The organism is Faecalibacterium sp. AF10-46, assembly GCF_003604105.1.
In the GTDB taxonomy this organism is placed as follows: domain Bacteria; phylum Bacillota; class Clostridia; order Oscillospirales; family Ruminococcaceae; genus Faecalibacterium; species Faecalibacterium taiwanense.
In genome coordinates, this window is the sequence record NZ_QVGY01000001.1 from 572725 (window position 1) to 596240 (window position 23516).

The 23516-nt window shown below is 54.6% G+C and carries 24 protein-coding genes and 1 other annotated feature; of the genes, 5 read left to right on the top strand and 19 right to left on the bottom strand.

All coding sequences use genetic code 11. From position 1 onward, the window contains the following. Window positions 1-285: 285 nt before the first annotated feature. The 7 genes from DWV57_RS02790 to queA all read right to left on the bottom strand — a co-directional run bounded on the left by DWV57_RS02790 (window position 286) and on the right by queA (window position 6866). A complete protein-coding gene (locus DWV57_RS02790; protein WP_120019863.1) occupies window positions 286-1491 on the bottom strand; it encodes a tyrosine-type recombinase/integrase in 1206 nt (401 codons plus the stop codon). A gap of 11 nt (window positions 1492-1502) precedes the next feature. Then, window positions 1503-2915, bottom strand: coding sequence for a DNA repair protein RadA (gene radA, locus DWV57_RS02795; protein WP_118527071.1), 1413 nt, complete (start codon window positions 2913-2915; stop codon window positions 1503-1505). An 84-nt stretch (window positions 2916-2999) separates the two neighbouring features. After that, on the bottom strand, window positions 3000-3713 hold the full coding sequence (locus DWV57_RS02800; protein ID WP_120019864.1) for a hypothetical protein: 714 nt from the start codon (window positions 3711-3713) through the stop codon (window positions 3000-3002). A gap of 25 nt (window positions 3714-3738) precedes the next feature. Continuing rightward, window positions 3739-4134, bottom strand: a complete 396-nt coding sequence (locus tag DWV57_RS02805) for a TIGR04086 family membrane protein (protein WP_120019865.1) — start codon at window positions 4132-4134, stop codon at window positions 3739-3741. 75 nt (window positions 4135-4209) lie between these two features. Beyond that, window positions 4210-4521: a preprotein translocase subunit YajC gene (gene yajC, locus DWV57_RS02810; RefSeq protein ID WP_005942086.1), complete on the bottom strand. Its 312-nt coding sequence runs from the start codon at window positions 4519-4521 to the stop codon at window positions 4210-4212. A gap of 73 nt (window positions 4522-4594) precedes the next feature. Continuing rightward, window positions 4595-5740, bottom strand: coding sequence for a tRNA guanosine(34) transglycosylase Tgt (tgt, locus tag DWV57_RS02815; RefSeq protein ID WP_005942084.1), 1146 nt, complete (start codon window positions 5738-5740; stop codon window positions 4595-4597). Window positions 5741-5837: 97 nt separating this feature from the next. Then, window positions 5838-6866, bottom strand: a complete 1029-nt coding sequence (queA, locus tag DWV57_RS02820; protein WP_097777791.1) for a tRNA preQ1(34) S-adenosylmethionine ribosyltransferase-isomerase QueA — start codon at window positions 6864-6866, stop codon at window positions 5838-5840. Between the two features lie 170 nt (window positions 6867-7036). On the opposite strand from queA, the gene asd reads away from it, so the two are divergent. The 5 genes from asd (at window position 7037) to DWV57_RS02845 (ending at window position 11785) form a co-directional block, all read left to right on the top strand. Further along, on the top strand, window positions 7037-8119 hold the full coding sequence (gene asd, locus DWV57_RS02825) for an aspartate-semialdehyde dehydrogenase (RefSeq protein WP_120019866.1): 1083 nt from the start codon (window positions 7037-7039) through the stop codon (window positions 8117-8119). Window positions 8120-8161: 42 nt separating this feature from the next. After that, the gene (gene dapA / locus DWV57_RS02830; RefSeq protein WP_118527234.1) at window positions 8162-9055 is read left to right on the top strand and encodes a 4-hydroxy-tetrahydrodipicolinate synthase; all 894 of its coding nucleotides are present in this window, start codon (window positions 8162-8164) and stop codon (window positions 9053-9055) included. Window positions 9056-9145: 90 nt separating this feature from the next. Next, window positions 9146-9904, top strand: a complete 759-nt coding sequence (gene dapB, locus DWV57_RS02835; RefSeq protein ID WP_118527236.1) for a 4-hydroxy-tetrahydrodipicolinate reductase — start codon at window positions 9146-9148, stop codon at window positions 9902-9904. A gap of 54 nt (window positions 9905-9958) precedes the next feature. Continuing rightward, entirely contained in the window at window positions 9959-11266 is a 1308-nt protein-coding gene (locus DWV57_RS02840; protein WP_243089032.1) for a CapA family protein, read from the top strand. A 51-nt stretch (window positions 11267-11317) separates the two neighbouring features. Then, on the top strand, window positions 11318-11785 hold the full coding sequence (locus tag DWV57_RS02845) for an ACT domain-containing protein (RefSeq protein ID WP_118527240.1): 468 nt from the start codon (window positions 11318-11320) through the stop codon (window positions 11783-11785). 92 nt (window positions 11786-11877) lie between these two features. Here DWV57_RS02845 and tyrS read toward each other — a convergent pair whose 3' ends face one another. The 12 genes from tyrS to nusB form a co-directional block, all read right to left on the bottom strand. Further along, entirely contained in the window at window positions 11878-13098 is a 1221-nt protein-coding gene (gene tyrS / locus DWV57_RS02850; protein WP_120019867.1) for a tyrosine--tRNA ligase, read from the bottom strand. A 64-nt stretch (window positions 13099-13162) separates the two neighbouring features. Beyond that, window positions 13163-13418: a binding site (T-box leader), on the bottom strand. A 66-nt stretch (window positions 13419-13484) separates the two neighbouring features. Beyond that, the gene (gene recN, locus DWV57_RS02855; RefSeq protein ID WP_118527242.1) at window positions 13485-15149 is read right to left on the bottom strand and encodes a DNA repair protein RecN; all 1665 of its coding nucleotides are present in this window, start codon (window positions 15147-15149) and stop codon (window positions 13485-13487) included. A gap of 21 nt (window positions 15150-15170) precedes the next feature. Next, complete coding sequence (locus tag DWV57_RS02860; protein ID WP_120019868.1) at window positions 15171-15653, bottom strand: arginine repressor; 483 nt, start codon at window positions 15651-15653, stop codon at window positions 15171-15173. An 18-nt stretch (window positions 15654-15671) separates the two neighbouring features. Continuing rightward, window positions 15672-16523, bottom strand: a complete 852-nt coding sequence (locus tag DWV57_RS02865; protein WP_120019869.1) for an NAD(+)/NADH kinase — start codon at window positions 16521-16523, stop codon at window positions 15672-15674. A 38-nt stretch (window positions 16524-16561) separates the two neighbouring features. Beyond that, window positions 16562-17365, bottom strand: coding sequence for a TlyA family RNA methyltransferase (locus DWV57_RS02870; RefSeq protein ID WP_118527246.1), 804 nt, complete (start codon window positions 17363-17365; stop codon window positions 16562-16564). Beyond that, window positions 17362-19245, bottom strand: coding sequence for a 1-deoxy-D-xylulose-5-phosphate synthase (gene dxs, locus DWV57_RS02875; RefSeq protein WP_120019870.1), 1884 nt, complete (start codon window positions 19243-19245; stop codon window positions 17362-17364). Before dxs ends, DWV57_RS02870 begins: the two co-directional genes overlap by 4 nt. 68 nt (window positions 19246-19313) lie before the next feature. Continuing rightward, window positions 19314-19781 (bottom strand): divergent PAP2 family protein, encoded by a 468-nt coding sequence (locus DWV57_RS02880; RefSeq protein WP_097777783.1) that lies wholly within the window; start codon window positions 19779-19781, stop codon window positions 19314-19316. Between the two features lie 32 nt (window positions 19782-19813). Beyond that, on the bottom strand, window positions 19814-20695 hold the full coding sequence (locus DWV57_RS02885; protein WP_120019871.1) for a polyprenyl synthetase family protein: 882 nt from the start codon (window positions 20693-20695) through the stop codon (window positions 19814-19816). Next, complete coding sequence (gene xseB, locus DWV57_RS02890) at window positions 20695-20910, bottom strand: exodeoxyribonuclease VII small subunit (RefSeq protein WP_243111397.1); 216 nt, start codon at window positions 20908-20910, stop codon at window positions 20695-20697. Before xseB ends, DWV57_RS02885 begins: the two co-directional genes overlap by 1 nt. Beyond that, complete coding sequence (xseA, locus tag DWV57_RS02895; RefSeq protein ID WP_120019872.1) at window positions 20888-22111, bottom strand: exodeoxyribonuclease VII large subunit; 1224 nt, start codon at window positions 22109-22111, stop codon at window positions 20888-20890. The genes xseB and xseA overlap by 23 nt, the downstream gene beginning before the upstream one ends. Then, window positions 22099-23040 carry a glycoprotease gene (locus DWV57_RS02900; RefSeq protein WP_120019873.1) on the bottom strand — a complete coding sequence of 314 codons (942 nt, stop codon included), beginning with the start codon at window positions 23038-23040 and terminating at the stop codon, window positions 22099-22101. The genes xseA and DWV57_RS02900 overlap by 13 nt, the downstream gene beginning before the upstream one ends. Then, window positions 23037-23471, bottom strand: coding sequence for a transcription antitermination factor NusB (nusB, locus tag DWV57_RS02905; protein ID WP_097777779.1), 435 nt, complete (start codon window positions 23469-23471; stop codon window positions 23037-23039). The genes DWV57_RS02900 and nusB overlap by 4 nt, the downstream gene beginning before the upstream one ends. Window positions 23472-23516 lie beyond the last annotated feature (45 nt).

The window sequence follows — 23516 nt, forward strand, 5'->3', positions numbered from 1 at the left end:
GACTTACAAATTACAAAGCTGCACAGTCTGCCGTTGCCATGCGCGCTTGCATTTTATTTTTACAGATTCTCTTTTTATGTTGCTATAAGTTCTGTGGTCATTCTGATCTTTTTATTTTTTTGTGAACGACCATTTGCTCGTACGATTTCAAATCGCTGGCCAGATCACAGCTTATTATTCCATTATTTATATAAATATATCTATAAAAATACCGCCGATGACATGTCCGCACTTTGGACGCGTCACAGACGGTATCGTTCCATTTTATGGGTATTCTTATGTGGTTCAGGAATTTCCGTTTTCAGCGTTCGCATCAGGCTTCATTGCAAGCACGGAAGCATCCAGTCCGATGCCATCCTGAGCCGCACCCTCAAAGGCTTTCATGGGCGCAGACGAAAGTTCCTCATCCAGAGCTGAATCCTCTGCTGTCTCCCCTGTTTCCTTTTCTGTTGTATCCAAGATGCGAGAAGCTGCTTTGGGCTTTTTGACCTTGCCCAGCGGGTTTTCTTCAATAGCCGCGCGCACCTGAAATTCCTGTAGGTGCGTATAAATTTGCGTGGTAGACACATTGCTGTGGCCCAAAAGCTGCTTGAGTGTAAGGATGTCCACATTGCCGGTCTGATACATCAGAGTTGCGGCAGTGTGGCGCAGCTTATGTGTGGAAAAGCCTTTTAATCCGGCTGCTTTCATTGCACCGGTCACTAGCTGTTCTACCCTGCGGTTCGAGATACGCTCTTTGCGCCGTCGGGTAATAAAGACCGCCTTTTCCTGCGGCAGAAGCCCCTCCATCGTATTGCGTTTGCCCAGATACAGCCGCAATGCTTCCATGCAGGCATCATTCAGATAAACCATGCGCTCCTTGTGGCCCTTGCCAAACAGGCGTATCTGGCGGTTTTCCAAATCAATGTCGTCCAGATTCATGCCGACAAGCTCTGCCAGACGCATTCCACAGTTCAAAAACAGCGTCACCATGCAATAATCCCGCTCCGGAAAATCGCTTTGGGTCTGCGTGCTTTCCAATAACTCCATGGACTGCTCCGCCGTCAGATATTTGGGCAGTACCTTATCCTGTTTGGGTGGGTGGATGGCCGCAGTCGGATCTGCATCCAGCCGGTTGACCTGATTGACCAGGTAATCATAAAAGCCGTGCAGGCTTGCCAGCCGCCGGGCCGTTGAGGACTTTTTGTTGCCGCACTCGCGGTTTAAAAAGTACAGATATTCGTAGATATCCTCCTTTGTTACGGAGGCCCAGAATGCGGTGTCCAGCCCTTTGGGGTCGATATCCTTCATCTCACTGTCTTCGGGCACAAGCCCACGGCGGCGCTTCATAAAACGGCTGAATCCGCGCAGATCACAGTAGTAGCTGAACGCCGTGTTTGCGCTTTTGCCCGCGATCACTTCCAGATAGCGGACGTATTCTACAATGTCCGGCGCAGCATCATCGAAGGGCTTGTGCTTGCCGGGATTTTTCTCGTCCAGATAGATCGACATTGTTTTTCCTCTTATAAGCGGTCAGATTTCAGGGCATTGATCGCATCGGTGATATAAGCCGCGCCAATCAGCTGCATTCCAGGATAATCTGCCGGGTTCAGATGATTCAGGCTGTGCTTCGGGATCACCGCACGTTCAAAGCCGATACGCTCTGCCTCATGCAGGCGCTGTTCCAGATTGGGTACGCTGCGCACTTCACCGCCAAGGCCGACCTCGCCAATGGCGATCAGCTTATCGCTGACGGGCCTGTCCAGCAGCGAGGAGACCATACTCAAGCAGACAGAAAGATCACAGGCAGTATCACGCAGCGCAATGCCGCCCACGATGTTGATATATACATCCAGGTTTCCAAAGAAATACCCTGCACGCTTTTCCAGCACAGCGATCAGCAGATTCATGCGGTTGTAGTCATAGCCGCTGCAGGCACGGCGCGGTGCTGGAAAATTGGTTTTGGTTGCAAGGGCCTGAATTTCGCTCAGAATAGGACGGCTGCCCTCCATGGTACAGGCCACACAGTTGCCGGAAACGCCAAGAGGACGGCCTTCCAGCAGCATCTGTGAAGGGTTTTCGATCTCAGCAAGGCCCTGCCCCGTCATATCAAACATGCCCAGCTCATTGGTGGAGCCATAACGGTTCTTGGCCGCACGCAGGATGCGGTACGGCAGCATTTTATCGCCCTCAAAGTAAAGCACCGTATCCACGATATGCTCCATGACTTTTGGGCCTGCAATGGCACCGTCCTTGTTCACATGGCCCACAATGAACATGGGAATCTCCTGCTTTTTGGCCACGGCCAGCAGGCGGGCCGCACTTTCCTTGACCTGACTTACCGTACCGGCCGAGGACGAGATATCCATGCAGCGCATCGTCTGGATGGAGTCGATGACCACGAGATCCGGCTTTTCTTTTTCGATCAGGCCGCAAATCTCGTCCACATCATTCTCCGCTGCCAGAAAGATGTTATCCTGCGGCACTTTCAGCCGGGCAGCGCGCAGCTTGACCTGCCGCACCGATTCCTCGCCAGTGATATACAAAACGCTGTGCTGGTTGGAAATGGCACCGCACAGCTGCAGAAGCATAGTAGATTTGCCCACACCCGGCTCACCGCTCAAAAGCACAACGCCGCCCAGCACAATGCCGCCGCCAAGTACACGGTCCAGCTCCGAAATGCCGGTCAGAATACGGCTTTTTTCTTCGGTCATGCTGATCTCAGAAAGGCGTTTTGCGGTCAGGGTGGTCACCCCTTCCGGGCGGGCGGCTGCCGCCTGTTTGGCTGCGGCAGTACCTGCTTTGGGGGCTTCCGCTACAACGTCCTCGTTCATCGTGTTCCAGCTGCCACAGCTTGGGCAGCGGCCCATCCAGCGGGGGCTTGTCTCGCCGCAGTTGGAACACACATATACAGTTTTCAGTTTTGGTTCCTTCATCAAAAAAGCTCCTGTTACATTGTCTTGGTTCTATTATTCTCTATTGTAGCATATAACAAGCAAACCCGCAAGAAAAGCCCTTGTTCAAAGCCTGCTTCCAATGCTTGCAAGCGCTGCAGAAATGCCGCACAGCGGCACAAATAACGTCAGCGTCAGCAGATACTGCCGGATGAATCCATGTGGCCGGACGACCTCCCGGTCAGGCCCTGCTGCAAAAAAGGAACAGACGCGGATCTGGCTGCTCACCCGCAGAGAATCTGTGCCGAGCGTGCACAGCCCTGCAGAAGCAGCTGCCGCAGGCAGAAATGCAAGCAGCAGAAGCCACGTTTCTTTTTTCAGTGCCGTGTCGGAAAGCAGCTGCACAAACAGCGTCCCGTTTCCCAGCCCATAGAACATCGTAAACAAAAAGATCAAAACCGGCCCAAGTGCGGAAAAGCCCATCAGGAACAGAAGGGTCGCGGCCGCAGCCAGCGTAAGATATTCCATTCCGAAAAGGCTGGCCGCAGTATGTGCATCTGCAGCGGCAAACAGGCCGCGCCAGCTTTGCAGGTAATATTGCAGCCAGTCCGGCTGCTGCTTTTCGCAGAAAGCCAGAAGCACGCCAGCTGAGCCAGAGCCGATCAGAAAGGCACAGACGAGCAGCCAGCAGGTTTTCTGCCGAGTTTCCGTGTTATGTCTCTGCAGCGGTGAAGGCACTTCCGGTGCAGAGCGTTCTGGCGGCAGTGTTTTCTGCGGCTGCGGCAGAAGCACAGCTTCTGGCAAGTGCGCTGGCATTCCGGTTTGCTGATAGACCCACATGATCGAACCTCCTTGTTTTATTTGTTCAGCTGCGGCGCTTTTTCTCCCGGGTCACCATGCCCAGCAATCCGCCAATACTGCCGCACAGGATCACCACAGCAAACCGCAGCAGCGGCGGCTCTTCCGTAAGCGTACCGGAAGGAACGCTGAGCACCACGAGCAATGCCGCATAAAACAGACCCTGTACAAGCCCGCACAGCAGGCCGCGTTCCTTTTTGCAAAATGCAGCGATCCAACCGCTGCAAAGGCTCCCTGCACCAACGGCTGCTGTTGCCAGCGGCGGTGCGGCGGCACCAGAATAACCCTGCGCTGTCATCAGCGCTGCCATTGCGGCCAGCCAGCCCGCTGTGACCATAACGCCGACTGCCCCCGCCAGCAGAAGAACCCGGAGTTCCGCCGGGAAAAGTTTTTTCTCAGACATAAAAACGCGCCTCCCTGCCAGTAATCTATGCAGGAAGACGCGTTTGATATGCTCTTAATTGTTTGAAGAAAAAGCTTACTTCTTGTCAGCCTTGTCCATGTTCAGCTTTTCAACAGCGGAAATTGCAGTCTTGGTGAAGCGGATCTTCACACGGTCAGCACCGGTCTCCAGAACAAAGGTATCGTCCTTGATTGCAACAACACGGCCAATGACACCGCCAATGGTGGTGACCTGATCGCCGATCTCTAGGCTGCTGCGCATTGCGGCATCCTTCTTCTCCTGCTTCTTCTGGGGACGATAGATCATGAAGTACAGCAGAACCAGCATCAGAGCCAGTGTGAAGAACAGGCTGATATAGCCTTCGGAAGTGGTAGTCAGAAATTGCATGGGGCAAAATCTCCTCTCAAAATTCAGATAAGCTTATTATACCTTTTTAAACGACCTGTTGCAAGGCTTATTCTCAAATTCGGGTATCCAGAAGCTTTACATATTTATCGTGGAAAGCCGTGAAGGTGCCTGCATCCAGCTCATCCCGGATGCGCTCCATCAGATGGTTATAGAACCACAGGTTGTGCATGACGGCAAGGCGCATTCCCAAAATCTCCTCCGCTTTGAACAGGTGGCGGATATAGGCACGGGAATAGCTGCGGCAGACCGGACAGCCACAGGCAGGATCAATAGGGCGTTCATCGCGCTCATACTTTGCATTCTTGATGTTGATGATACCGCCCCAGGTGTTCAAGTGGCCGTGGCGTGCATTACGGCTGGGCATCACGCAGTCAAACAGATCCACGCCGCGGGAAACTGCCTCAATGATATTGCCGGGGGTGCCAACGCCCATCAGGTAGCGGATCTTATCCTTGGGCATGTGGGGCTCCACCTGACTGATCATTTCATACATCACCTCGGTGGGCTCGCCCACAGCCAGACCGCCGATGGCGTAACCGTCCAGATCGAGGTCTGCAATCTGCTTCATGTGCTCCACACGCAGATCAGCAAAGGTGCAGCCCTGATTGATGCCAAACAGCAGCTGATCGGGATTCACGGAAATGCCCTCGTGCTTCAGGCGGGCCATTTCAATCTTACAGCGTTTCAACCAGCGGGTCGTGCGTTCACAGCTGGCCTTGGAGTAATCGTGCTGTGCGGGGTTCTCTACGCACTCGTCAAAGGCCATGGCGATGGTAGAGCCAAGGTTTGCCTGGATCTGCATGCTCTCTTCCGGTCCCATAAAGATGCGGTGGCCGTCCAGATGGGAGGCAAAGGTCACGCCCTCTTCGGTGATCTTGCGCAGCTTTGCCAGACTGAATACCTGAAATCCACCGCTGTCGGTCAGAATGGGGCCGTTCCAGCGGGTAAATTTGTGCAGACCGCCCATATCGGCTACCAGCTTGTCGCCAGGGCGCAGATGCAGGTGGTAGGTGTTGCACAGCATGACCTGTGCGCCAATGTCTTTCAGGTCCTGCGCAGACAACCCGCCCTTGATAGCACCGGCGGTAGCCACGTTCTGAAAAGCGGGCGTCTGCACCGTGCCGTGCACGGTCTTGAACTCGCCCCGCCGGGCATCGTGTTCCTGCTTGAGCAGCTTATAGGTCGTCAAAGAAGGCATAGTTTTTGTTCCTTTCTGTGCACGGAAAACAGCCGTGCGATCTTCATGAAAAAGCCCGGGATCAGGCTCATCAACAACAGAATAGCGGGAAAAATAATCAAAGAATCAGCATCGCATCGCCAAAAGAGAAGAATCTATAACGTTCCTCCACAGCCACCTTATAGGCTGCCATGGTCTTTTCGTAGCCATACAGGGCCGACACCAGCATGATTAGGGTGCTTTCCGGCAGGTGGAAGTTGGTGATCAGGCCGTCGATGCAGTTGAACTTCACGCCTGGATACAGGAAGATAGAAGTGTTGCCGCTGCAGGCGCGGATCTCGCCGTACTTTGCGGCAACGGCTTCCAGCGTGCGGCAGCTGGTAGTGCCCACTGCGATCACACGGTGACCGGCAGCCTTGGTATCGCGGATCACCTGCGCCGTTTTTTCGTCGATGCAGTACCATTCGCTGTGCATTTTGTGATCCGTGATCTCGTCCTCCTGTACAGGGCGGAAGGTGCCCAGACCCACATGCAGAGTCACTTCGGCAATGTTCACGCCTTTGGCGCGGATGGTATCCATCAGTTCCGGGGTGAAGTGCAGGCCAGCCGTGGGCGCTGCGGCGCTGCCAAGCTCCTTGGCATAGACGGTCTGGTACTGGCTCTGATCCTCCAGCTGCTTGGTGATATAGGGCGGCAAAGGCATTTTGCCAAATTCATCCAGCTTTTCATAAAGGGTCTCAGTATCGTAATAGAATGTAACGTACTTGTTGCCGTCCTCCATGGTCTCGTCCACCACGGCGGTCAGACTGCCGTCACCAAAGCTCACCTTCGTGCCGGGCTGCATCCGCTTGCCAGGCTTTGCAAGGCACTCCCACTGGTCGCCCTTGACCTGACGCAGCAAAAGCAGCTCACACACAGCGCCTGTGGGCTGCTTGACACCCACAATGCGGGCGGGCAGAACCTTGGAATTGTTTACCACCAGCAGGTCGCCCGGCTCTAAAAATTCCGGCAGATCGTGGAAGATCTTGTGCTGGATGCTGTCGTCTTTCTGGCTCAGCACCATCAGCCGTGCAGAGTCTCTGGGGTCAGCAGGCTCCTGTGCAATGAGCTCTTTGGGTAAATCATACCAAAAATCTTTTTTTAACATAGCGTGCAATTTGCCTTTCCGATGATTGACACGGACACCGTATCAATGATATCATAAAATCTGTATAAACAGTATCTATTATATTGCATCGCTGTCCGGTTTGCAAGCCGTGAATCTATGTAATAGAAATATTTATTGAGTTCGCTTTCACGAAAGGAAAGGTGCTGGAAATGGAAAAACAGTATAAAGTGGGTATCGTAGGTGCGACTGGTATGGTCGGTCAGCGTTTTGTGACGCTGCTGGAAAATCACCCCTGGTTCAAGCTGACCGTTCTGGCTGCATCCGGCCGCAGCGCCGGCAAGACCTATGAGGAAGCTGTCGGTCCCCGTTGGGCCATGACCTCCCCCATGCCGGAAAGTGTTAAGAAGATGGTAGTTTTGGATGCATCCAAGGTGGAAGAGGTTGCTTCTCAGGTGGATTTTATCTTCTGTGCAGTCAACATGCCCAAGGATGAGATCAAGGCTCTGGAAGAGGCCTATGCAAAGGCTGAGTGCCCGGTGGTGTCCAACAACAGTGCAAACCGCTTTACCCCGGATGTGCCCATGGTGGTGCCCGAGATCAACGCCGACCACATCGAGATCATCCCCGCACAGCGCAAGCGTCTGGGCACCAAGCGCGGCTTTATTGCCGTCAAGTCCAACTGCAGCCTGCAGAGCTATGTTCCCGCCCTGCACCCGTTGATGAAGGATTTTGGTGTCAGCAAGACTCTGGTGTGCACCTATCAGGCCATTTCCGGTGCAGGTAAGACCTTTGACCGTATGCCCGAGATCGTGGACAACGTGATCCCCTACATCGGCGGCGAGGAAGAAAAGAGCGAGCGCGAGCCGCTCAAGCTGTGGGGCCACATTGAGGGCGACCATATCGTGAACGCCGAAAAGCCGGTGATCACCGCACAGTGCTTCCGCGTGCCTGTCTCCGACGGCCACACCGCTGCCGTGTTTGCAAGCTTTGAGAAGAAGCCCACCAAGGAGCAGATTTTGGAGGCATGGGCAAACTTCCGCGGCCCCGCGCAGGAGCTTGACCTGCCCAGCGCACCCAAACAGTTCCTGCATTACTTCACCGAGCCGGATCGTCCGCAGCCCAAGCTGGACCGCAACACCGAGAACGGCATGGCTGTGTGCATCGGCCGCCTGCGCGAGGACACCCTGTTTGATTACAAGTTTGCCTGCATGAGCCACAACACCCTGCGCGGTGCTGCAGGCGGCGGCGTTCTGCTGGCAGAGCTGCTGGCCGCAAAGGGCTATTTCGACTAAGTATATTTTGCGCAAAAGCGCATACAAAGGAGTTTTTAGGCTATGAAGAATCCTGTCTTTACCGGCGCGGGTGTTGCCATTATCACCCCGATGTACGAGGACGGAAGCATCAACTTTGACGAGCTGGGCCGCATTATTGAGGATCAGATCGCGCACCATACCGATGCCATCATCATCTGCGGCACCACCGGCGAGTGCTCTACTATGACCGATGAGGAGCAGCTTGCCGCTATCAAGTATACGGTGGATGTTGTCAACCACCGCGTGCCCGTCATTGCCGGTGCCGGCTCCAACGATACCGACCACGGCTGCGCACTGGCCGCAAAGTCTGCCGAATGCGGCGCAGACGCTCTGCTGATGGTGACTCCCTATTACAACAAGACCACGCAGGCTGGTCTGGTTGCTCACTTTACCGCCATGGCTGAGGCCGGAGGCATCCCGGTGATCATGTACAACGTGCCTTCCCGCACCGGCCTGAACATTGCCCCGGAGACTGCTCTGGAACTGAGCAAGCATCCTCTGATCAACGGCATCAAGGAAGCTTCCGGCAACATCTCTCAGGTGGCCAAGATTGCACAGCTGTGCGGCGACGAGCTGAACATTTATTCCGGCAACGACGACCAGGTGGTTCCCCTGCTGGCTCTGGGCGGCAAGGGCGTGATTAGCGTCGTGTCCAATGTCAAGCCGGAGCTGGTGCACAACTGCTGCAAGGCATTTTTTGACGGCGATACCGCAAAGGCCCGTGAGCTGCAGCTGGAAATGCTGCCGCTGGCAGATGCTTTGTTCTGTGAAGTGAACCCCATTCCGGTGAAGTACGCCATGAATGTGCTGGGCTGGGAAGCTGGCGAGTGCCGTCTGCCTCTGGTAGAGCCGAGCGAGGCACACAAGGAGTATATTGAAAAGGCTCTGCGTGCAGAGGGTCTTATTACAGAATAAGTTTTTGGCTGCAAAATGCCCGGCGGAGCGCTCTGTCCGGGCATTTTGCGATATGCCGATATGTAAAACGGGCAGGAAAGGATAAAAATTATGACGGATATTGTGATTCAGGGCATCGGCGGCCGCATGGGCCATGTGCTGTGTGATATGATCGCACAGCGCGAGGACTGCCGCGTGATTGCAGGCATCGACATAAAGGATGGCGAACAGAACGGCATCCCTGTGTATGACAGCCTGGAAAAGCTGGACGGCAAGGGCGATGTGATCATCGATTTCAGCTCTCCGGCCGCTGTGGAAAAGGCTCTGCCCTACTGTGAAGCTCACAAGCTGCCCATCGTGGTGTGCACCACCGGCCTTTCGGAAGAGCTGCAGCTCAAGGTGGTGCAGCTATCCCGCACGGTGCCGGTGTTCAAGAGCGCTAATATGTCCATGGGAATCAATGTGCTGTCGGAGCTGTGCAAGCGCGCTTCGGCTATTCTGGGTGTGAACTACGATATTGAGATCGTGGAGCAGCACCACCACAACAAGCTGGATGCACCCAGCGGCACCGCTCTGATGCTGGCCGATGCCATCAATGAGCAAAACAATGGCGAATATCATTATGTTTACGACCGTTCTTCTGTCCGCCAGAAGCGCGACCCGAAGGAAATTGGTATCAGTTCCGTGCGCGGCGGCAGCATCGTGGGTGATCACGAAGTGCTGTTCTGCGGCCCGGACGAGGTGATCACTCTCAAGCACACCGCTTATTCCCGCAATATTTTTGCAAACGGCGCTGTGAATGCAGCAGTTTACCTTGCAAAAAAGGAGCCGGGCCTGTACAATATGGGTGATATGATCGCTGCACTTTAAAAAGCCTGATTGCTCTGCTTTTGGCAGAAACATGGTGGAAGGATGTGGACGCGGATGAGCAAACAATCCCCGCAACAGCACCGGCGCAGACCGACTGCAAAACGCCGCGCCAGAAGGCAGGCTTTCTGGACAGCCGGAGCGATGCTGATCGTATTTCTGTTCTGCCTGCCTTTGCTGCCAAAGTTCTTTCTGCAGGAAAGCATACTGACGGCAGAACCGGTGAGCACGGAAAGCTCTTCTGCAGGTTTTACCACTGTATCACAACCGGAAGAAGCAGAGCCTACGCCAGAGCGGGAACCGCAGCCGCTGGTTCAGACTGTCTGCTTTTCTGCAACAGGAGATAATCTGATCCATGCTCCCATTTATAAGCAGGCGCAGCGCCGCGCTTCCGGGGAGGAAGCTTACAGTTTCGATTACTGTTACGAACATATTGCGCCTTTTTATGCACAGCATGATGTGAACTGGATCAATCAGGAAACGCTCTGCACGGATGAATTGGAGCCATCCACCTACCCATGCTTTTCTACGCCGGGCGATTGCGCCCGTGCGCTTTATCGGGCGGGTGTGCGGGTGTTCAGCCTGTCCAATAACCACACCTACGATAAAGGCGCTTCCGGCATTGCCGCTACCCTGCGCTTCTGGGGCAGTATGCCGGAGGATGTAGTGACCACCGGTTTGTGGAAGGGCAAAGAGGACTACGGTCATATCCCGCTGCAGACTGTCAATGGTGTAACGATCGCATATCTTTCCTATACAGAGCATACCAATGGCATCCCGCAGAATAGCTCCATGCAGGCCAATGTGATCTATACCAGCCAGACCGATGTGATCGAGCAGCAAGTAAAAGCGGCACGTCAGCTTGCAGATTTTGTGGTGGTGGGTGTGCACTGGGGTGTAGAAAACAGACATACCATCGCAGATCCGCAGCGAACTCTGGCGCAAAACCTTGCAGACTGGGGTGCAGACTTGATCATTGGCACCCACCCGCATGTGCTGCAAAATGCACAGTGGCTGACTGCAGCAGATGGCAGGCAGGTGTTCACGGCCTATTCTCTGGGCAATTTTATCAGCACGCAGGAAAAGCCCGATCAGCTGGTCGGCGCAATTTTATCAGTTCAGCTTGAAAAAACGACCGAACCGGACGGCACTGTCCGTTGCAACGTGCTCTCTCCCAGACTTCTGCCGACAGTGACCCACTATGATGCAGGCAAATCCAATGTGCGTACCTACCTGTTCCGCGATTATACCGAAGCCCTTACAAAGGCCCACGGAGTACGGCAGGCGTATCCGGATTTCAGCCTGGAAATGATTCAGTCCATTGCCCGGGAAAATATCGACCCGGAGCTTTTGCAGCTTACCTGAATAAATTTTGTATCGTTGAAGCCCGCCTTTCGGGCAGAATGGAGGATCTTTATGTACGGAGTATCGAAGATCAATATTGAGCCGAGCCTCATGATGATCAGTGTGCAGGATGTAGCGTTCAAGGGCAACAGTCTGGCACGTTACCTGCAGATCTTTGCAGATAACGGTGTGGTCGTAGATATGATCAGCCAGAGTGCACCCCATGGCACCACCATTGATTTCAGCTTTACCGCTTCCAGCAGTGATCTTCCGCTGGTGATGAAGGCTATTTCCGTTGCAAATCTGGACAAGGATGCCAAGGCTTCCCCGCTGATCAGCGTGGGTTATTCCAAGCTGAACCTGTTTGGTGAAGAAATGGTCACCAGCTGCGGCGTAGCTGCCCGTGCACTGAATTCTCTGGCAATGGCCGGCATTGAAGTACTACTTATCACCACCAGCGATCTGGATATTTCCCTGCTGGTCCACGCAGAGAATGAGGATGCAGCTTACGAAGCATTGAAGAAGGCTTACGAGCTGTAAATTCTGCAAGCAAGCGAGCAATCCTCCATCAAGTGAAAAAATGCCGGTGCACTCCAAAACAGAGTACACCGGCATTTTCATGTTCAATATTTTTACAGAGTGACCTTGTGGTAGATCTTCTTGCCCTTCTTGATCACAATACCCTTTGCCAGCTGCTCAGCAGTGAAGCCAACGCTGGGAGCGGCTACCTTCTCGCCATCCACCAGAACACCGCCCTGCACGACCAGACGGCGTGCCTCGCCGTTGGATGCTGCCAGACCAGCCTTGACCATCAGGGTCAGGATACCGATGGAGCCATCGGTCAGGTCGGCCTCGGTCAGCTGAGTAGAAGGCATGTGCTCGGTATCCATTGCGCTGCCGCTGAACAGTGCGCGGGCAGCATTCTGGGCCTTTTCGGCCTCTTCTTTGCCATGGACCATGCTGGTCAGCTCGTAAGCCAGAATTTCCTTAGCTTCGTTCAGGCGCTGATCCTTCCATGTGCTCATCTCGTCGATCTGCTCCAGCGGCAGGAAGGTGAGCATACGGATGCACTTCATCACATCGGCATCGCCCACATTGCGCCAGTACTGGTAAAACTCGAAGGGACTGGTCTTGTTGGGGTCCAGCCAGACGGCATTGCCGGCGGTCTTGCCCATCTTCTTGCCCTGAGAGTCGGTCAGCAGGGTGATGGTCATAGCATAAGCGTCCTTGCCCAGCTTGCGGCGGATCAGCTCGGTGCCGCCCAGCATGTTGCTCCACTGGTCGTCGCCGCCGAACTGCATGTTGCAGCCGTAGTGCTGGAACATGTAGTAGAAGTCGTAGCTCTGCATGATCATGTAGTTGAACTCGAGGAAGGACAGGCCCTTCTCCATGCGCTGCTCGTAGCACTTGGCGCGCAGCATGTTGTTCACGGAGAAGCAGGCACCCACATCACGCAGCAGTTCCACGTAGTTCAGGTTCAGCAGCCAGTCTGCATTGTTCAGCATCAGTGCCTTACCCTCAGAGAAGTCGATGAACTTTTCCATCTGCTTTTTGAAGCATGCGGCATTGTGGGCGATATCCTCTTTGGTCAGCATCTTGCGCATGTCGGTACGGCCGGAGGGGTCGCCGATCATGGTAGTGCCGCCGCCGATCAGGGCAATAGGCTTGTTGCCTGCCATCTGCAGGCGCTTCATCAGGGTCAGGGCCATAAAGTGGCCTGCGGTCAAGCTGTCGGCAGTGCAGTCAAAGCCGATATAAAAGGTTGCCTTGCCATTGTTGATCAGGTCGATGATCTCTTCATCGGTGATCTGGGCCACCAGGCCACGGGCCTTGAGTTCTTCGTACAGAGTCATGATTTTTTCCTCCTGTTTGTGGGCAGAGGGAAAAATAAAACACCCCCTGCCAAAAATGAATTTGGCAGAGGGCGAGAAAATTCGCGGTACCACCTCTGTTTGCCGCTTCCTCACAGAAACGACCTCACGAGTGCACACCCCAGAGTAGAGAGACACTCCTGCGTTTGTAACGCTCGCACGCGGCACAGCCTATTAACCTGAACGGCATTCAGCCTGCAGCTCCGGGAGGTATTTCCCCTGCTGCTCTGCGGCCCCTTACACCAACCGGGGTTTCTCTGGGCAGAACACTTCAAGGTACTTGTTCCCTTCATCGCCATTAACAAGAACTACTTTATCACAATGCTTCGGGCTTGTCAACCCCCTTATCTGCAGCGGTTTATTTTGGCTTATTTTGCGCCAAGACCCAGCATTTCGCGGGCATTGGCACGCGAAAGCTCGGTAACGTGGTCGCCGGAGATCAGCCGGGCCAGTGCTTCCACCCTGCCCTCCTCATCCAGCGGATGGATCTCGGTATAGGTGCGGTCATTGGCTACATTTTTCTGAATCAGCAGATGGCAGTCGGCCAGTGCAGCGATCTGGGCTGTATGGGTGATGCACAAGATCTGGTGGCCCTGTGCGCTCTGGCGCAGTACCTCACCGATACGCCCGGCGGCTTTGCCAGAAACACCGCTGTCGATCTCATCATAGATCACGGTAGGCACGGCATCCTTATCGGCCATTGCATTTTTGATGGCCAGCGTGATGCGGCTCAGCTCGCCGCCGGAAGCAATTTTTGCAAGGGGTTTGGGCGCCTCACCGGGGTTTGTGGAAATGTAGAACTCGATGCTGTCCTGCCCATGGCTTGCCAGCGGGCCGCGGGTATGGCGCAGTGTCATGCGCACGCCCGGCATGTTCAGAAAATCCAGCGTGCCGGAAATACGCTTGTTCAGCTCTTCAAAAGCGCGCAGGCGCGTCTGGGTCAGTGCTTCTGCCTTTTCACGGGCCAGCGCATAAAGGCGGAGCTTTTCTGCCTGCAGGTGGTCATGCCGCTCCTGCGAGGACTGGATGCGCTCCAGTTCTTCCCTTGCATTCTGTCCAAAAGCGATCACGTCTTCTACCGTATCACCATATTTACGCTTGAGCTTGTAGATCAGATCCAGACGCTGCTCAATCTCATCCAGCTCTGCATCGTTTGTATCATAGGAATCCAGCCGACCGATCAGATCTGCAGCAACATCCTTTGCATTGTAATACAGATCCAGCAGCTGACTGGATGCACCGGCAAGTGCATCATCCAGCTGCGCGGCAGCATCCACTGCATTGGATGCCTCGCCCAGCAGATCGACTGCGCCGGAGGCCTCGTCATCGCCCGAAAGCAATGCATAGCTCTGTGCGATCTTATCCCGGATGGCAGATGCATTGGCAAGGATCTTGCGGCGGCTTTCCAGCGTCTGTTCCTCTCCGGCGGTCAGTTCGGCATCCTCGATCTCCTGCACCTGATAGCTCAACAGATCGATCCGGCGCTGCTTTTCGGCTTCGTCGGTGATCATGACATCCAGCTCCCGCTTGATGCGCACAAGCTCCCGGTACAGGACATAATAGTCCTGAAACTCCGCGCTGTTCTGCGCATAATCATCCAGAATGCCCAGATGTCTTGCCGGGTTCAGAAGGCCCACAGAGTCGTGCTGACCGTTGATATTGATAAGTCCTCCGCACAGCTCCCGCAGAACCGCAGCCGTTGCAGGCATTCCGTTGATGCGGCAGGTGCTTTTGCCCTCGGCTGTGATCTCGCGGCTGAGCATCAGTGCATCCGAGCGCTCGTAGCCCGCCTTCTCAAGGCTGTCCAGCACCGTACCGGGCACCTCCTCAAAGGCTGCACGGATCACCGCCTTGGAGGCCCCTGTGCGCACAAGATCCTTTGAAGTGCGGTTTCCCAGGATCGCATTGATGGAATCGATCAGGATCGACTTGCCGGCACCAGTCTCACCGGTAAGAACATTCAGTCCCGGCTTGAAATGTACTTCAGCCTTCTGGATCACAGCAACATTTTCAATTTGCAGGCTGCTCAGCATATCTTTTCTCCCGCGTTATTTTTATCCAATGTGTCTCGTCAGTTCCGAGCAGATCGTTTTTGCATCACGCTCCGACCGTGCAACGATCAGGAACGTGTCGTCGCCCGAAAGCGTGCCGACCACACTTTTCCACTGCAATGCGTCAAAAACCTCGCATGCGGCGTTGGCCATGCCGGAATAGCACTTTACCAGCACAACATGTCCGGCGTAATCCACCCCCAGCACGGATTCATGAAAGATCGTTTCAAACCTTCCCTGCGTTTTGGGGTTGAAGCTTTCGTTCCGGCTGGAGACATAGCGATACCCCTCTGCCGTGGCAGCTTTTACCAAACACAGCTCCCGGATATCGCGGGAAACGGTGGCTTGTGTTACCTCGAATCCCTCTTTGGAAAGGTGATCCAGCAGAACTTCCTGCCGGCTGATCGGGTGTTCCTGCACAAGCCGGAGAATCACCTGCTGACGTTCTCCCTTGCTTTTTACATCTTCCTTACGGCTGCGCGCCATCGTAAACTCGCCTCCCCTTTATCGTCTGCTGCGAATCTTCTGGTCAATGGCCTGGAACTGATCTGCTTTTCCGAAGGTGATCAGCTTTACCACCTGATCGGAGAGCCTTACTTCAGCCGTTGCGCCGGCCTTGAGCGGACAGCCAGCTCTGCCATCGCAGCTGATAAACACTTCATCATCGGCCACCTGTCCCACACAGATATTCAGCTTGCGCTCCTGCGCAAACACCATGGCCGGGCTGGCCAGACTGTGCGGGCAGATAGGCGTTACAACAACGCCCTTCGTCTGGGAATCCAGGATCGGCCCGCCCGCCGCCAGCGAATACGCTGTGGAGCCGGTGGGCGTTGCAACGATCACACCGTCCCCACGGTAGTGCTCTACTAAAATATCATCGCAGTAAATGCTGAAATCGATCGCCTGCTGCAGGCGGCCCTTTGTGACCACCACGTCATTCAGGGCGTGGCCCTCCCAGCCATCGTGGCCAAGAACGCGGACATACAGCAGCATCCGGTTGTCTACGCTGAACTCTCCCCGTGCAACAGCGGAGAGCTTGGCTTCCATCTCGCTGACTTCGCAGGTAGCCAGAAAACCACAGCGTCCCAGATTGATGCCCAAGATCGGCTTTGCGTACCGAAGCGAAAGATTTGCCTCATGCAGAATGGTGCCGTCGCCGCCAATGGTCAGGATCACATCTGCCTGCTCAAGGCATTCCTCCAGCGGCAGATAAAACACTCCGGCTGTGCTGCAGCTTCTGCGCGGCTGTTCACACATCAGAACAGCTGCACCATGGTTCATTAGGATCTGCGCTGCACGCAGTGCGATCTCGTTGGCGGAGGTCTTGCCGGGATTCGGCGAAATATAGATCGTCATGCTGGAAGCTCCTTTTTCTGGACTGATGGCAGAGCCGCTCAGCGGTCCAGCGTGCTGTGGCTTGCCGCCACCACCTGCTCTGCAACGCTGTCGTCCAGCACGGAAGGTTCACCGCTCTTCTGCACGAACATCAGGTATTCAATGTTGCCCTCAGGTCCCTTTACCGGGCTGAAATCCAATCCGCGTACAGCAAAACCGTTTGCAGCAGCATAGCCCATGGCATTGTGCAGCACTTCACGGTGGGTAGCAGGGTCGCGCACCACACCGTTCTTGCCAACCTTTTCGCGTCCAGCTTCAAACTGCGGCTTGACCAGACAAACGCCCATGGCATCCGGCGTTGTGATTGCCTGTGCCACCGGGAAAATATGGTGCAGCGAGATAAACGAGACATCCACACTGAAAAACTCGATCTGCTCGGCAAGATCCTCCGGCTTGACATTGCGGATGTTCGTGCGCTCCATGTTCACTACGCGCTCGTCTGTACGCAGGCTCCATGCAAGCTGTCCATAGCCGACATCCACCGCATAGACCTTGACGGCACCGTTCTGCAGCATGCAATCCGTAAAGCCGCCGGTAGATGCGCCAATGTCCATGCAGATCTTGCCATTGGGTGTAAGCGGGAAACACTTCATAGCTTTTTCCAGCTTCAGGCCGCCGCGGCTGACATAGCCAATGTCGTGCCCGCGCACTTCCACCTTGGCATCTTCCTTGATCATCTCTCCAGCCTTGTCCACCTTTTGCTCATTGACAAAAACGATGCCGGACATGATCAGCGCCTTTGCGCGCTCACGGCTCTGTGTCAGACCATGCTGAACAAGATATTGGTCCAATCGAATCTTCAAAGTAAATTTTCTCCTTTCGTCACGGCCATCTGCACGGCCTGTACAAGATGCGCTGCATCCAGACCGGTTGCCTGTTTGATCTGTGCCACACTGGCATGCGGAAGACACGCGTTCCGCACTGCACAATGGATAAAGCGCCCATTCCATCCGTTTTGCTGCAAAGCATATTCCAGATGTTCACCAATGCTTCCGTTTGCAATGCATTCTTCCGCGAACAGGATTATTTTGTATTTCGACAGATCAGCGATCATTTTGTCTGTAAAGGGATATAGCTTTACAGTCTTTATCACATCACACGCAATACTTTTCTGCTGTAATTCACGTTCTGCCTGCAAAAGGTCGGCCAGTTCGTCGGCGTAACTCACCAGAACGATTGTTGCATCATCTGCCTTGCGCAGGAAATCATAATCTTCGCCGGTGCAGCCAAATTCCGCCAGAGCTGCATCCTGCCCACCGCGGGGATAACGAATTGCCCGTGGGCCATGGAAGCGGTCACTCAACAGCTGCTGCAGCCAGTAATTCAGTTCATGATAATTGGAAGGCGCATACAGCGGCATTCCAAGCTGGCTCAGGAAAGCGGGATCGTAAATGCCCTGATGCGTTTCGCCATCCGCTGGGACAAAACCGGCGCGGTCGATGGCAAAAACTACATTCTCCCGCAGCAGATTTACGTCGTGGATGATCTGATCATAGGAACGCTGCAGGAAGGTGGAATAAATGCATACCACCGGCAGCATGCCCTGACTTGCAAGCCCGGCAGCAAAGGTCACAGCGTGCTGCTCTGCCATACCGACATCAAAAAAACGCTCCGGGTGGCTGTGCGCAAAAAACTGCAGGCCGGTGCCATACTTCATTGCTGCAGTGATGGCGCAGATATTCGGGTTCCGGTTGCCTTCCGTCACAAGAGCATTGCCAAATACCGTCGAGAACGATTCCTTTGGTGCCACCTCCGGGTCGGGCATTCCATCCAGATCAAATGCCGACACGCCGTGATAGTTGCCGGGGTTTACCTCGGCCGGCTGATAGCCCTTGCCCTTTTTTGTGATCACGTGCAGAAAATGTGGCCCTTGCCGGTTGCGGATGGTGCGCAGTGTGCGTTCCAGCTCTTCCACGTTGTGGCCATCCACCGGCCCGATGTACTGGAAGCCCATATCCTCGAACATGGTAGAGTGGTACATTGCCCGACGCAAAAGCGTCTTGCACTCGGTGATGTTTTTTTTCAGTGGAGCGCCCACCAGCGGTACTCTATCCAAAAAGCTGCGTACATTATCCTTGGCATCAAAATAGGCCGTGGTCGTGCGCAAATGAGTCAGATAGCGGGCAAGTGCACCGACATTTTTAGAAATGGACATCTTGTTGTCGTTCAGGATCACAAGAAGGTTGTCCAGCTGTTCAATGTTGTTCATTCCCTCGTAGACCATGCCGCCGGTAAAGGCACCATCGCCGATCACCGCGACCACAAGCCCTGCTTCATGATGCAGCTTTTTGGCCCACGCCATGCCGATCGCAAGCGAAAGCGCCGTGTTTCCGTGCCCGGCAATGAATGCATCGTGTTCGCTCTCGTTCGGGTTCGGGAAACCGGAGATCCCGTCGAGCTGGCGCAGCTTATCAAACTGTCCGCGCCGACCCGTAAGGATCTTGTGTGTGTAGCACTGGTGACCGACATCAAACACGATTTTGTCCTGTGGTGTATCCAGAACACGGTGCAGCGCAACGGTAAGCTCTACCACGCCAAGGTTTGAGGCAAGGTGGCCGCCCGTCTTGGAAATATTCTCCAGCAGAAACTGGCGGATCTCCGCGCACAGCTGTTTCACCTGCTGTTCATTCAGTTGCTTTAAATCCTTGGGCTGATTGATGCTGTCCAGCAGCAATGCTCCCATAAATCACACGTCCTTCAAATGAAGATTTTCTGTTTCTGCAGTGCGTTCCTGCGTGAAAAAAGAATGTCTCAAGCCAGCGGATACAGGAAGCCGACGGCTGCGCCGACCAGTACGCCTGCCACGACCTGCAGCGGCGTATGGCCGACCATCTCCTTCAGATGCATGTTCTGCAGGAAAGGAGCATTCTTCTCGCTCACTTCGATCCACTGATCGATCATCTGGTTCAGGACCTTGGCCTGCTCGCCAGTCTCATGCCGCACGCCCATGGCATCGTGCATGGTAATGATTGCCACCACGCTTGCCACTGCAAAAATGGCAGAGTCAACACCCACACAGCGTCCGGTTGCAATGACCATGGCACAGACCGTTGCGCTGTGGGCACTGGGCATACCGCCATCACCCCACATGCGTTCCAACTGGAACTTGCCCAGTAGGATAAAATTGATGATGGTTTTAAGCACCTGCGCCACAAACCAGCCGAGCAGTGAAACCGTAAGGATCTGATTGAAAGACAGGATGTTTTGAATAAGCTGCATAATCTTTTTCCTTTATTCTGTATGGATTATTTTTAGTTTTTACGCACAAGAAGCTGCTGCGCAAGCTGTTCCAGAAACGCAGCCTTTTCGCCAAAATTCCGGTGCAGTTCCGTGCAGGTCTTCTGATTCAGGTCATGTGCAAGCTTCATGGCACCTTCCGCACCATAAAGGGTCACAAAGGTAGTTTTTCCATTTTCGCTGTCGCTGCCAATGGGCTTGCCCAGCTGTTCCGGTGTGCTGGTAACATCCAGCACGTCGTCCACGATCTGAAAAACAAGACCCAGACCATAAGCATACTGTTCCAGCGCTCTGCACTGTGCTTCATCCGCTTTGGCCGCAGCCGCACCCATCTGGATGGCTGCATTGATCAGCGCACCCGTTTTATTGCGATGGATCAGCCGAAGCTGGTCTTCTGTTGCGGCCAACGCTTCGTATTTCAGATCCAGTTCCTGCCCATAGACCATGCCGCGGCTGCCAGCGCCTGCACCCAGTGCCCGCGCTGCCTGTACACAGACAGACGCATCTGCCGAGGCATTGGCGACTGTCTCAAATGCTTCTGTCAGCAGCACATCACCGGCCAGCATGGCAGTTGCTTCGCTAAATGCCTTGTGGCAGGAAGGACGGCCGCGGCGCAGATCATCATTGTCCATGCAGGGCAGGTCATCGTGAATGAGCGAATAGCAGTGCAGCATTTCTACAGCAGCTGCAAAATGCTGTGCCGCCTGCATACTGCCGCCCAGCATATCGCAGACGCTGAGAACAAGAACTGCACGGATCCGTTTGCCGCCGCCCATCAGGCTGTAGCGTGCCGCACGGCACACCTCGGATCCTTCCGGCAGAAAACGGCCGCAGGCCTTTTCCAGCGCGGCCATTGCCTGCGCCAAATAATTCTGATACTGCTCCTGATAGTCCATTAGCTTTCCTCCTGCACTGTGCCCGCAAGCTTTGCGTCGATCTCGTCGATCTGCAGCGATGTTTTTTCCAGTGCAGCATGGCAGTACTCCATCAGAGAAGCGGCCTCTGCATACAGTTTGACCGAATCTGCAAGGGTCGTATCCTCACTCTGCATCTGTGCAAGGAGCGCATTCAGCCGTTCCATGCCTTCCTCAAAACTTTTGGGTGCTCTCATTGATCTCCTCCACCGCTTCCACCCTGCACTTTGCACGGCGGGAAGCGCTGCGAACATAGATTGTTTTTTCCGGCTGCAGATCATCTGCATTTAAAATAGTGCCGTTGGCTGCTGTGACCATCGTGTAGCCGCGCGCCAGCACCTTGTATGGATCCAGCGAACCAGTAAGTGCTGCCGCATGACCCAGCTGCAATTCTGCAGAATGCAGGCGTTTCTGCATCTGCTGACGGATGGCATCCTGCACCTGCTGCAGCTGGCCCTGACTTTTTTGCCAGTTTCGGCGTGCAAGGCCCTGCTCCAACACAAAGTTGTATTGTTCCAGACCATTATAGCATAAATCAAAACGTTTTTGCATATTTTTGCGAATATTTTGCTGCAAATCCAGCAATATCCGTTCCTGCTCTGCCCGATCCGGTACAGCCAGCTCTGCTGCAGCCGAAGGTGTGGGGGCACGGCAGTCTGCCACAAAATCCAGAATGGTATAGTCGATCTCGTGGCCGATTGCGCTGATCAGTGGTTTTTTGCAGCGGTATGCAGCCCGGGCGATCATCTCTGCGTTAAAGACCCACAGGTCTTCCCGGCTGCCGCCTCCGCGTGCAACGATGATCTCGTCCACCTCTTTGCGCTGATCCAGCTTTTTGATGGCATCGGCCACCTGCTGCGCGGCTTCAAACCCCTGCACTGTCACCGGACACAGCAGCAGCCGTACAGATGGCCAGCGCCGTGTGAGCACATTGCGGATGTCCTGCAGGGCAGCTCCCGTCTTGCTGGTAACAACACCGATGCATTTAGGAAATTCCGGCAGCGGCTTTTTGTGCTCCGGTGCAAACAGGCCCTCCTGCTCCAGTTTTGCCTTGAGCTGTTCCAACGCCAGCTGTGCGGCACCAATGCCATCTGGAAACATATCGTTCACGTACAGCTGAAATGCGCCGTCGCGCTCATAAAGGGTAGCGCGGCAGCGCACGACTACACGCATTCCCTCTTCCGGGCGGAAAGCAAGGCGGCGTGCATCAGTGCGGAACATTACCGCTTTGACGCTGCAGACATCATCCCGCAGAGAAAAATAGCAGTGCCCGCTGCGCGCATTCTGTACAAAATTTGCGATCTCGCCGCGCAGGGCAAGGTCAAACAAAGCATCGTTGACATCCAGCAGCGTTTTTACATAACGGTTGAGTGCTGAAACGGTAATCACTTCAGCCATAATCCGGCCTCCCGCGCTGCCAGGATCGAAACACCGATGGCATTATCGCTGGAATACTGTCCCGGCACAAAGTAGACCTGCGGCAGACGTTTCTGCACCCATGCACGGATGATATCGCTGCTCATCACTCCGCCAGCACATACCACCGGCAGGCCGGGGTATTCCTTCTGTGCAGCTTTGGTCATTTTTACCACTGTATCCGCCACACAGAGCAGGCAGTACTTGCACACATATTCCGGCGTTTTGCCTGCGGCAAGCAGGGCATTGCACTGGTTTTCCAGCCCGGAAAGGCTGCATTGCATCCCCTTCACGCTGGATTTTGGCTTGATCTCCTCAGTGCACTGTGCAGCCAGACGGGAAACCTCAGCACCCGCCGGGAAGCCAAAGCCAAGCCTGACCCCCACACGGTCCACAGCCTGTCCGGCATAAAGGTCTGTGCTGGTGCCAAGCGTTGTGATCCGGCGCACCTGATCGCAGAGCAGCAGGTCCGTGGTGCCGCCGGAAATATGGAACAGCAGAACTTTTTCAGCAAACAGCTGTTCTCCCTTAGCTGCAAACAGTGCAGCAGCAGCATGGCCCTGCTGATGGGTCGTCAGCACAAGTGGGATCCCTTTTGCATGTGCAAAGGCCGTTGCAGCATTGACACCTGCAAGAAAGCAAGGCATATAGCTGCCTTCTACCGGGCGGGGCTTTTGCGATACGCCCACAGCATCGATCTGCGTCAGATCAAATTCCTGCGCCAGTTCCTGCATCATCTCCGGCAGCGCGACCGTATGATGAAACAGTGCATCGCTTTGCCGCAGGCCCAGCTGGCCCGTTTTTACCGGCAAAAAGCGCTTCTTTGCGCAAACAACCTCTCCAGCTGTATCAAACACTGCCAGAGAGGTTGCATAGTTGCTTGTATCAATGCCAAGCGTATAATGGCTCACTGTTCGGCCTGCTCCGCATCCAGACCGTGATCCCGGGCCACTGCGCCAAGCAGACCGTTCACGAACTGGTAATCTTCGTCCGCACCATACTTTTTCGTCAGTTCCACCGCCTCGTTGATGGCAACACCGGGCTTATTCTCGCCGCCAAACAGCATCTCGGCAACTGCCAGACGCAGGATGGTCAGGCTGACACGAGGCAGGCGCTCCATGGTCCAGTTGCGCAGATGTGCACGGATCTCGTCATCCACCTCGGCAGAATGATCGTAGTATGCGTTCAGCAGGTGCTTGCTGAAACCATCCACAGGGTGTTCTTCATCGTTTTCTTCGTGGTTGGTAATGGCCTCTGCCAGCGGGATATCACCAAAGGTCTGCGAAAATGCCAGCAAAAATGCATTCTCGCGTGCTTCTCTACGGGGCAAAATATTTTCCATAATGTTCCTCTCGCAGCACGAAGCCTCTCTGGCCAGAGCACAGAG

Coding starts and splice junctions, on each gene's coding strand:
- DWV57_RS02865 (WP_120019869.1), bottom strand. CDS start 16,523: ATGACGATCTATATTTCGCCGAATCCCGGCAAGACCTCCGCCAACGAG.
- tgt (WP_005942084.1), bottom strand. CDS start 5,740: ATGCCTTCTTTGACGACCTATAAGCTGCTCAAGCAGGAACACGATGCC.
- DWV57_RS02800 (WP_120019864.1), bottom strand. CDS start 3,713: ATGTGGGTCTATCAGCAAACCGGAATGCCAGCGCACTTGCCAGAAGCT.
- DWV57_RS02840 (WP_243089032.1), top strand. CDS start 9,959: ATGAGCAAACAATCCCCGCAACAGCACCGGCGCAGACCGACTGCAAAA.
- radA (WP_118527071.1), bottom strand. CDS start 2,915: ATGAAGGAACCAAAACTGAAAACTGTATATGTGTGTTCCAACTGCGGC.
- dapB (WP_118527236.1), top strand. CDS start 9,146: ATGACGGATATTGTGATTCAGGGCATCGGCGGCCGCATGGGCCATGTG.
- dapA (WP_118527234.1), top strand. CDS start 8,162: ATGAAGAATCCTGTCTTTACCGGCGCGGGTGTTGCCATTATCACCCCG.
- DWV57_RS02845 (WP_118527240.1), top strand. CDS start 11,318: ATGTACGGAGTATCGAAGATCAATATTGAGCCGAGCCTCATGATGATC.
- xseA (WP_120019872.1), bottom strand. CDS start 22,111: ATGGCTGAAGTGATTACCGTTTCAGCACTCAACCGTTATGTAAAAACG.
- yajC (WP_005942086.1), bottom strand. CDS start 4,521: ATGCAATTTCTGACTACCACTTCCGAAGGCTATATCAGCCTGTTCTTC.
- queA (WP_097777791.1), bottom strand. CDS start 6,866: ATGTTAAAAAAAGATTTTTGGTATGATTTACCCAAAGAGCTCATTGCA.
- recN (WP_118527242.1), bottom strand. CDS start 15,149: ATGCTGAGCAGCCTGCAAATTGAAAATGTTGCTGTGATCCAGAAGGCT.
- DWV57_RS02885 (WP_120019871.1), bottom strand. CDS start 20,695: ATGGACTATCAGGAGCAGTATCAGAATTATTTGGCGCAGGCAATGGCC.
- DWV57_RS02805 (WP_120019865.1), bottom strand. CDS start 4,134: ATGTCTGAGAAAAAACTTTTCCCGGCGGAACTCCGGGTTCTTCTGCTG.
- DWV57_RS02860 (WP_120019868.1), bottom strand. CDS start 15,653: ATGGCGCGCAGCCGTAAGGAAGATGTAAAAAGCAAGGGAGAACGTCAG.
- tyrS (WP_120019867.1), bottom strand. CDS start 13,098: ATGACTCTGTACGAAGAACTCAAGGCCCGTGGCCTGGTGGCCCAGATC.
- DWV57_RS02880 (WP_097777783.1), bottom strand. CDS start 19,781: ATGCAGCTTATTCAAAACATCCTGTCTTTCAATCAGATCCTTACGGTT.
- dxs (WP_120019870.1), bottom strand. CDS start 19,245: ATGGGAGCATTGCTGCTGGACAGCATCAATCAGCCCAAGGATTTAAAG.
- xseB (WP_243111397.1), bottom strand. CDS start 20,910: ATGAGAGCACCCAAAAGTTTTGAGGAAGGCATGGAACGGCTGAATGCG.
- nusB (WP_097777779.1), bottom strand. CDS start 23,471: ATGGAAAATATTTTGCCCCGTAGAGAAGCACGCGAGAATGCATTTTTG.
- DWV57_RS02790 (WP_120019863.1), bottom strand. CDS start 1,491: ATGTCGATCTATCTGGACGAGAAAAATCCCGGCAAGCACAAGCCCTTC.
- asd (WP_120019866.1), top strand. CDS start 7,037: ATGGAAAAACAGTATAAAGTGGGTATCGTAGGTGCGACTGGTATGGTC.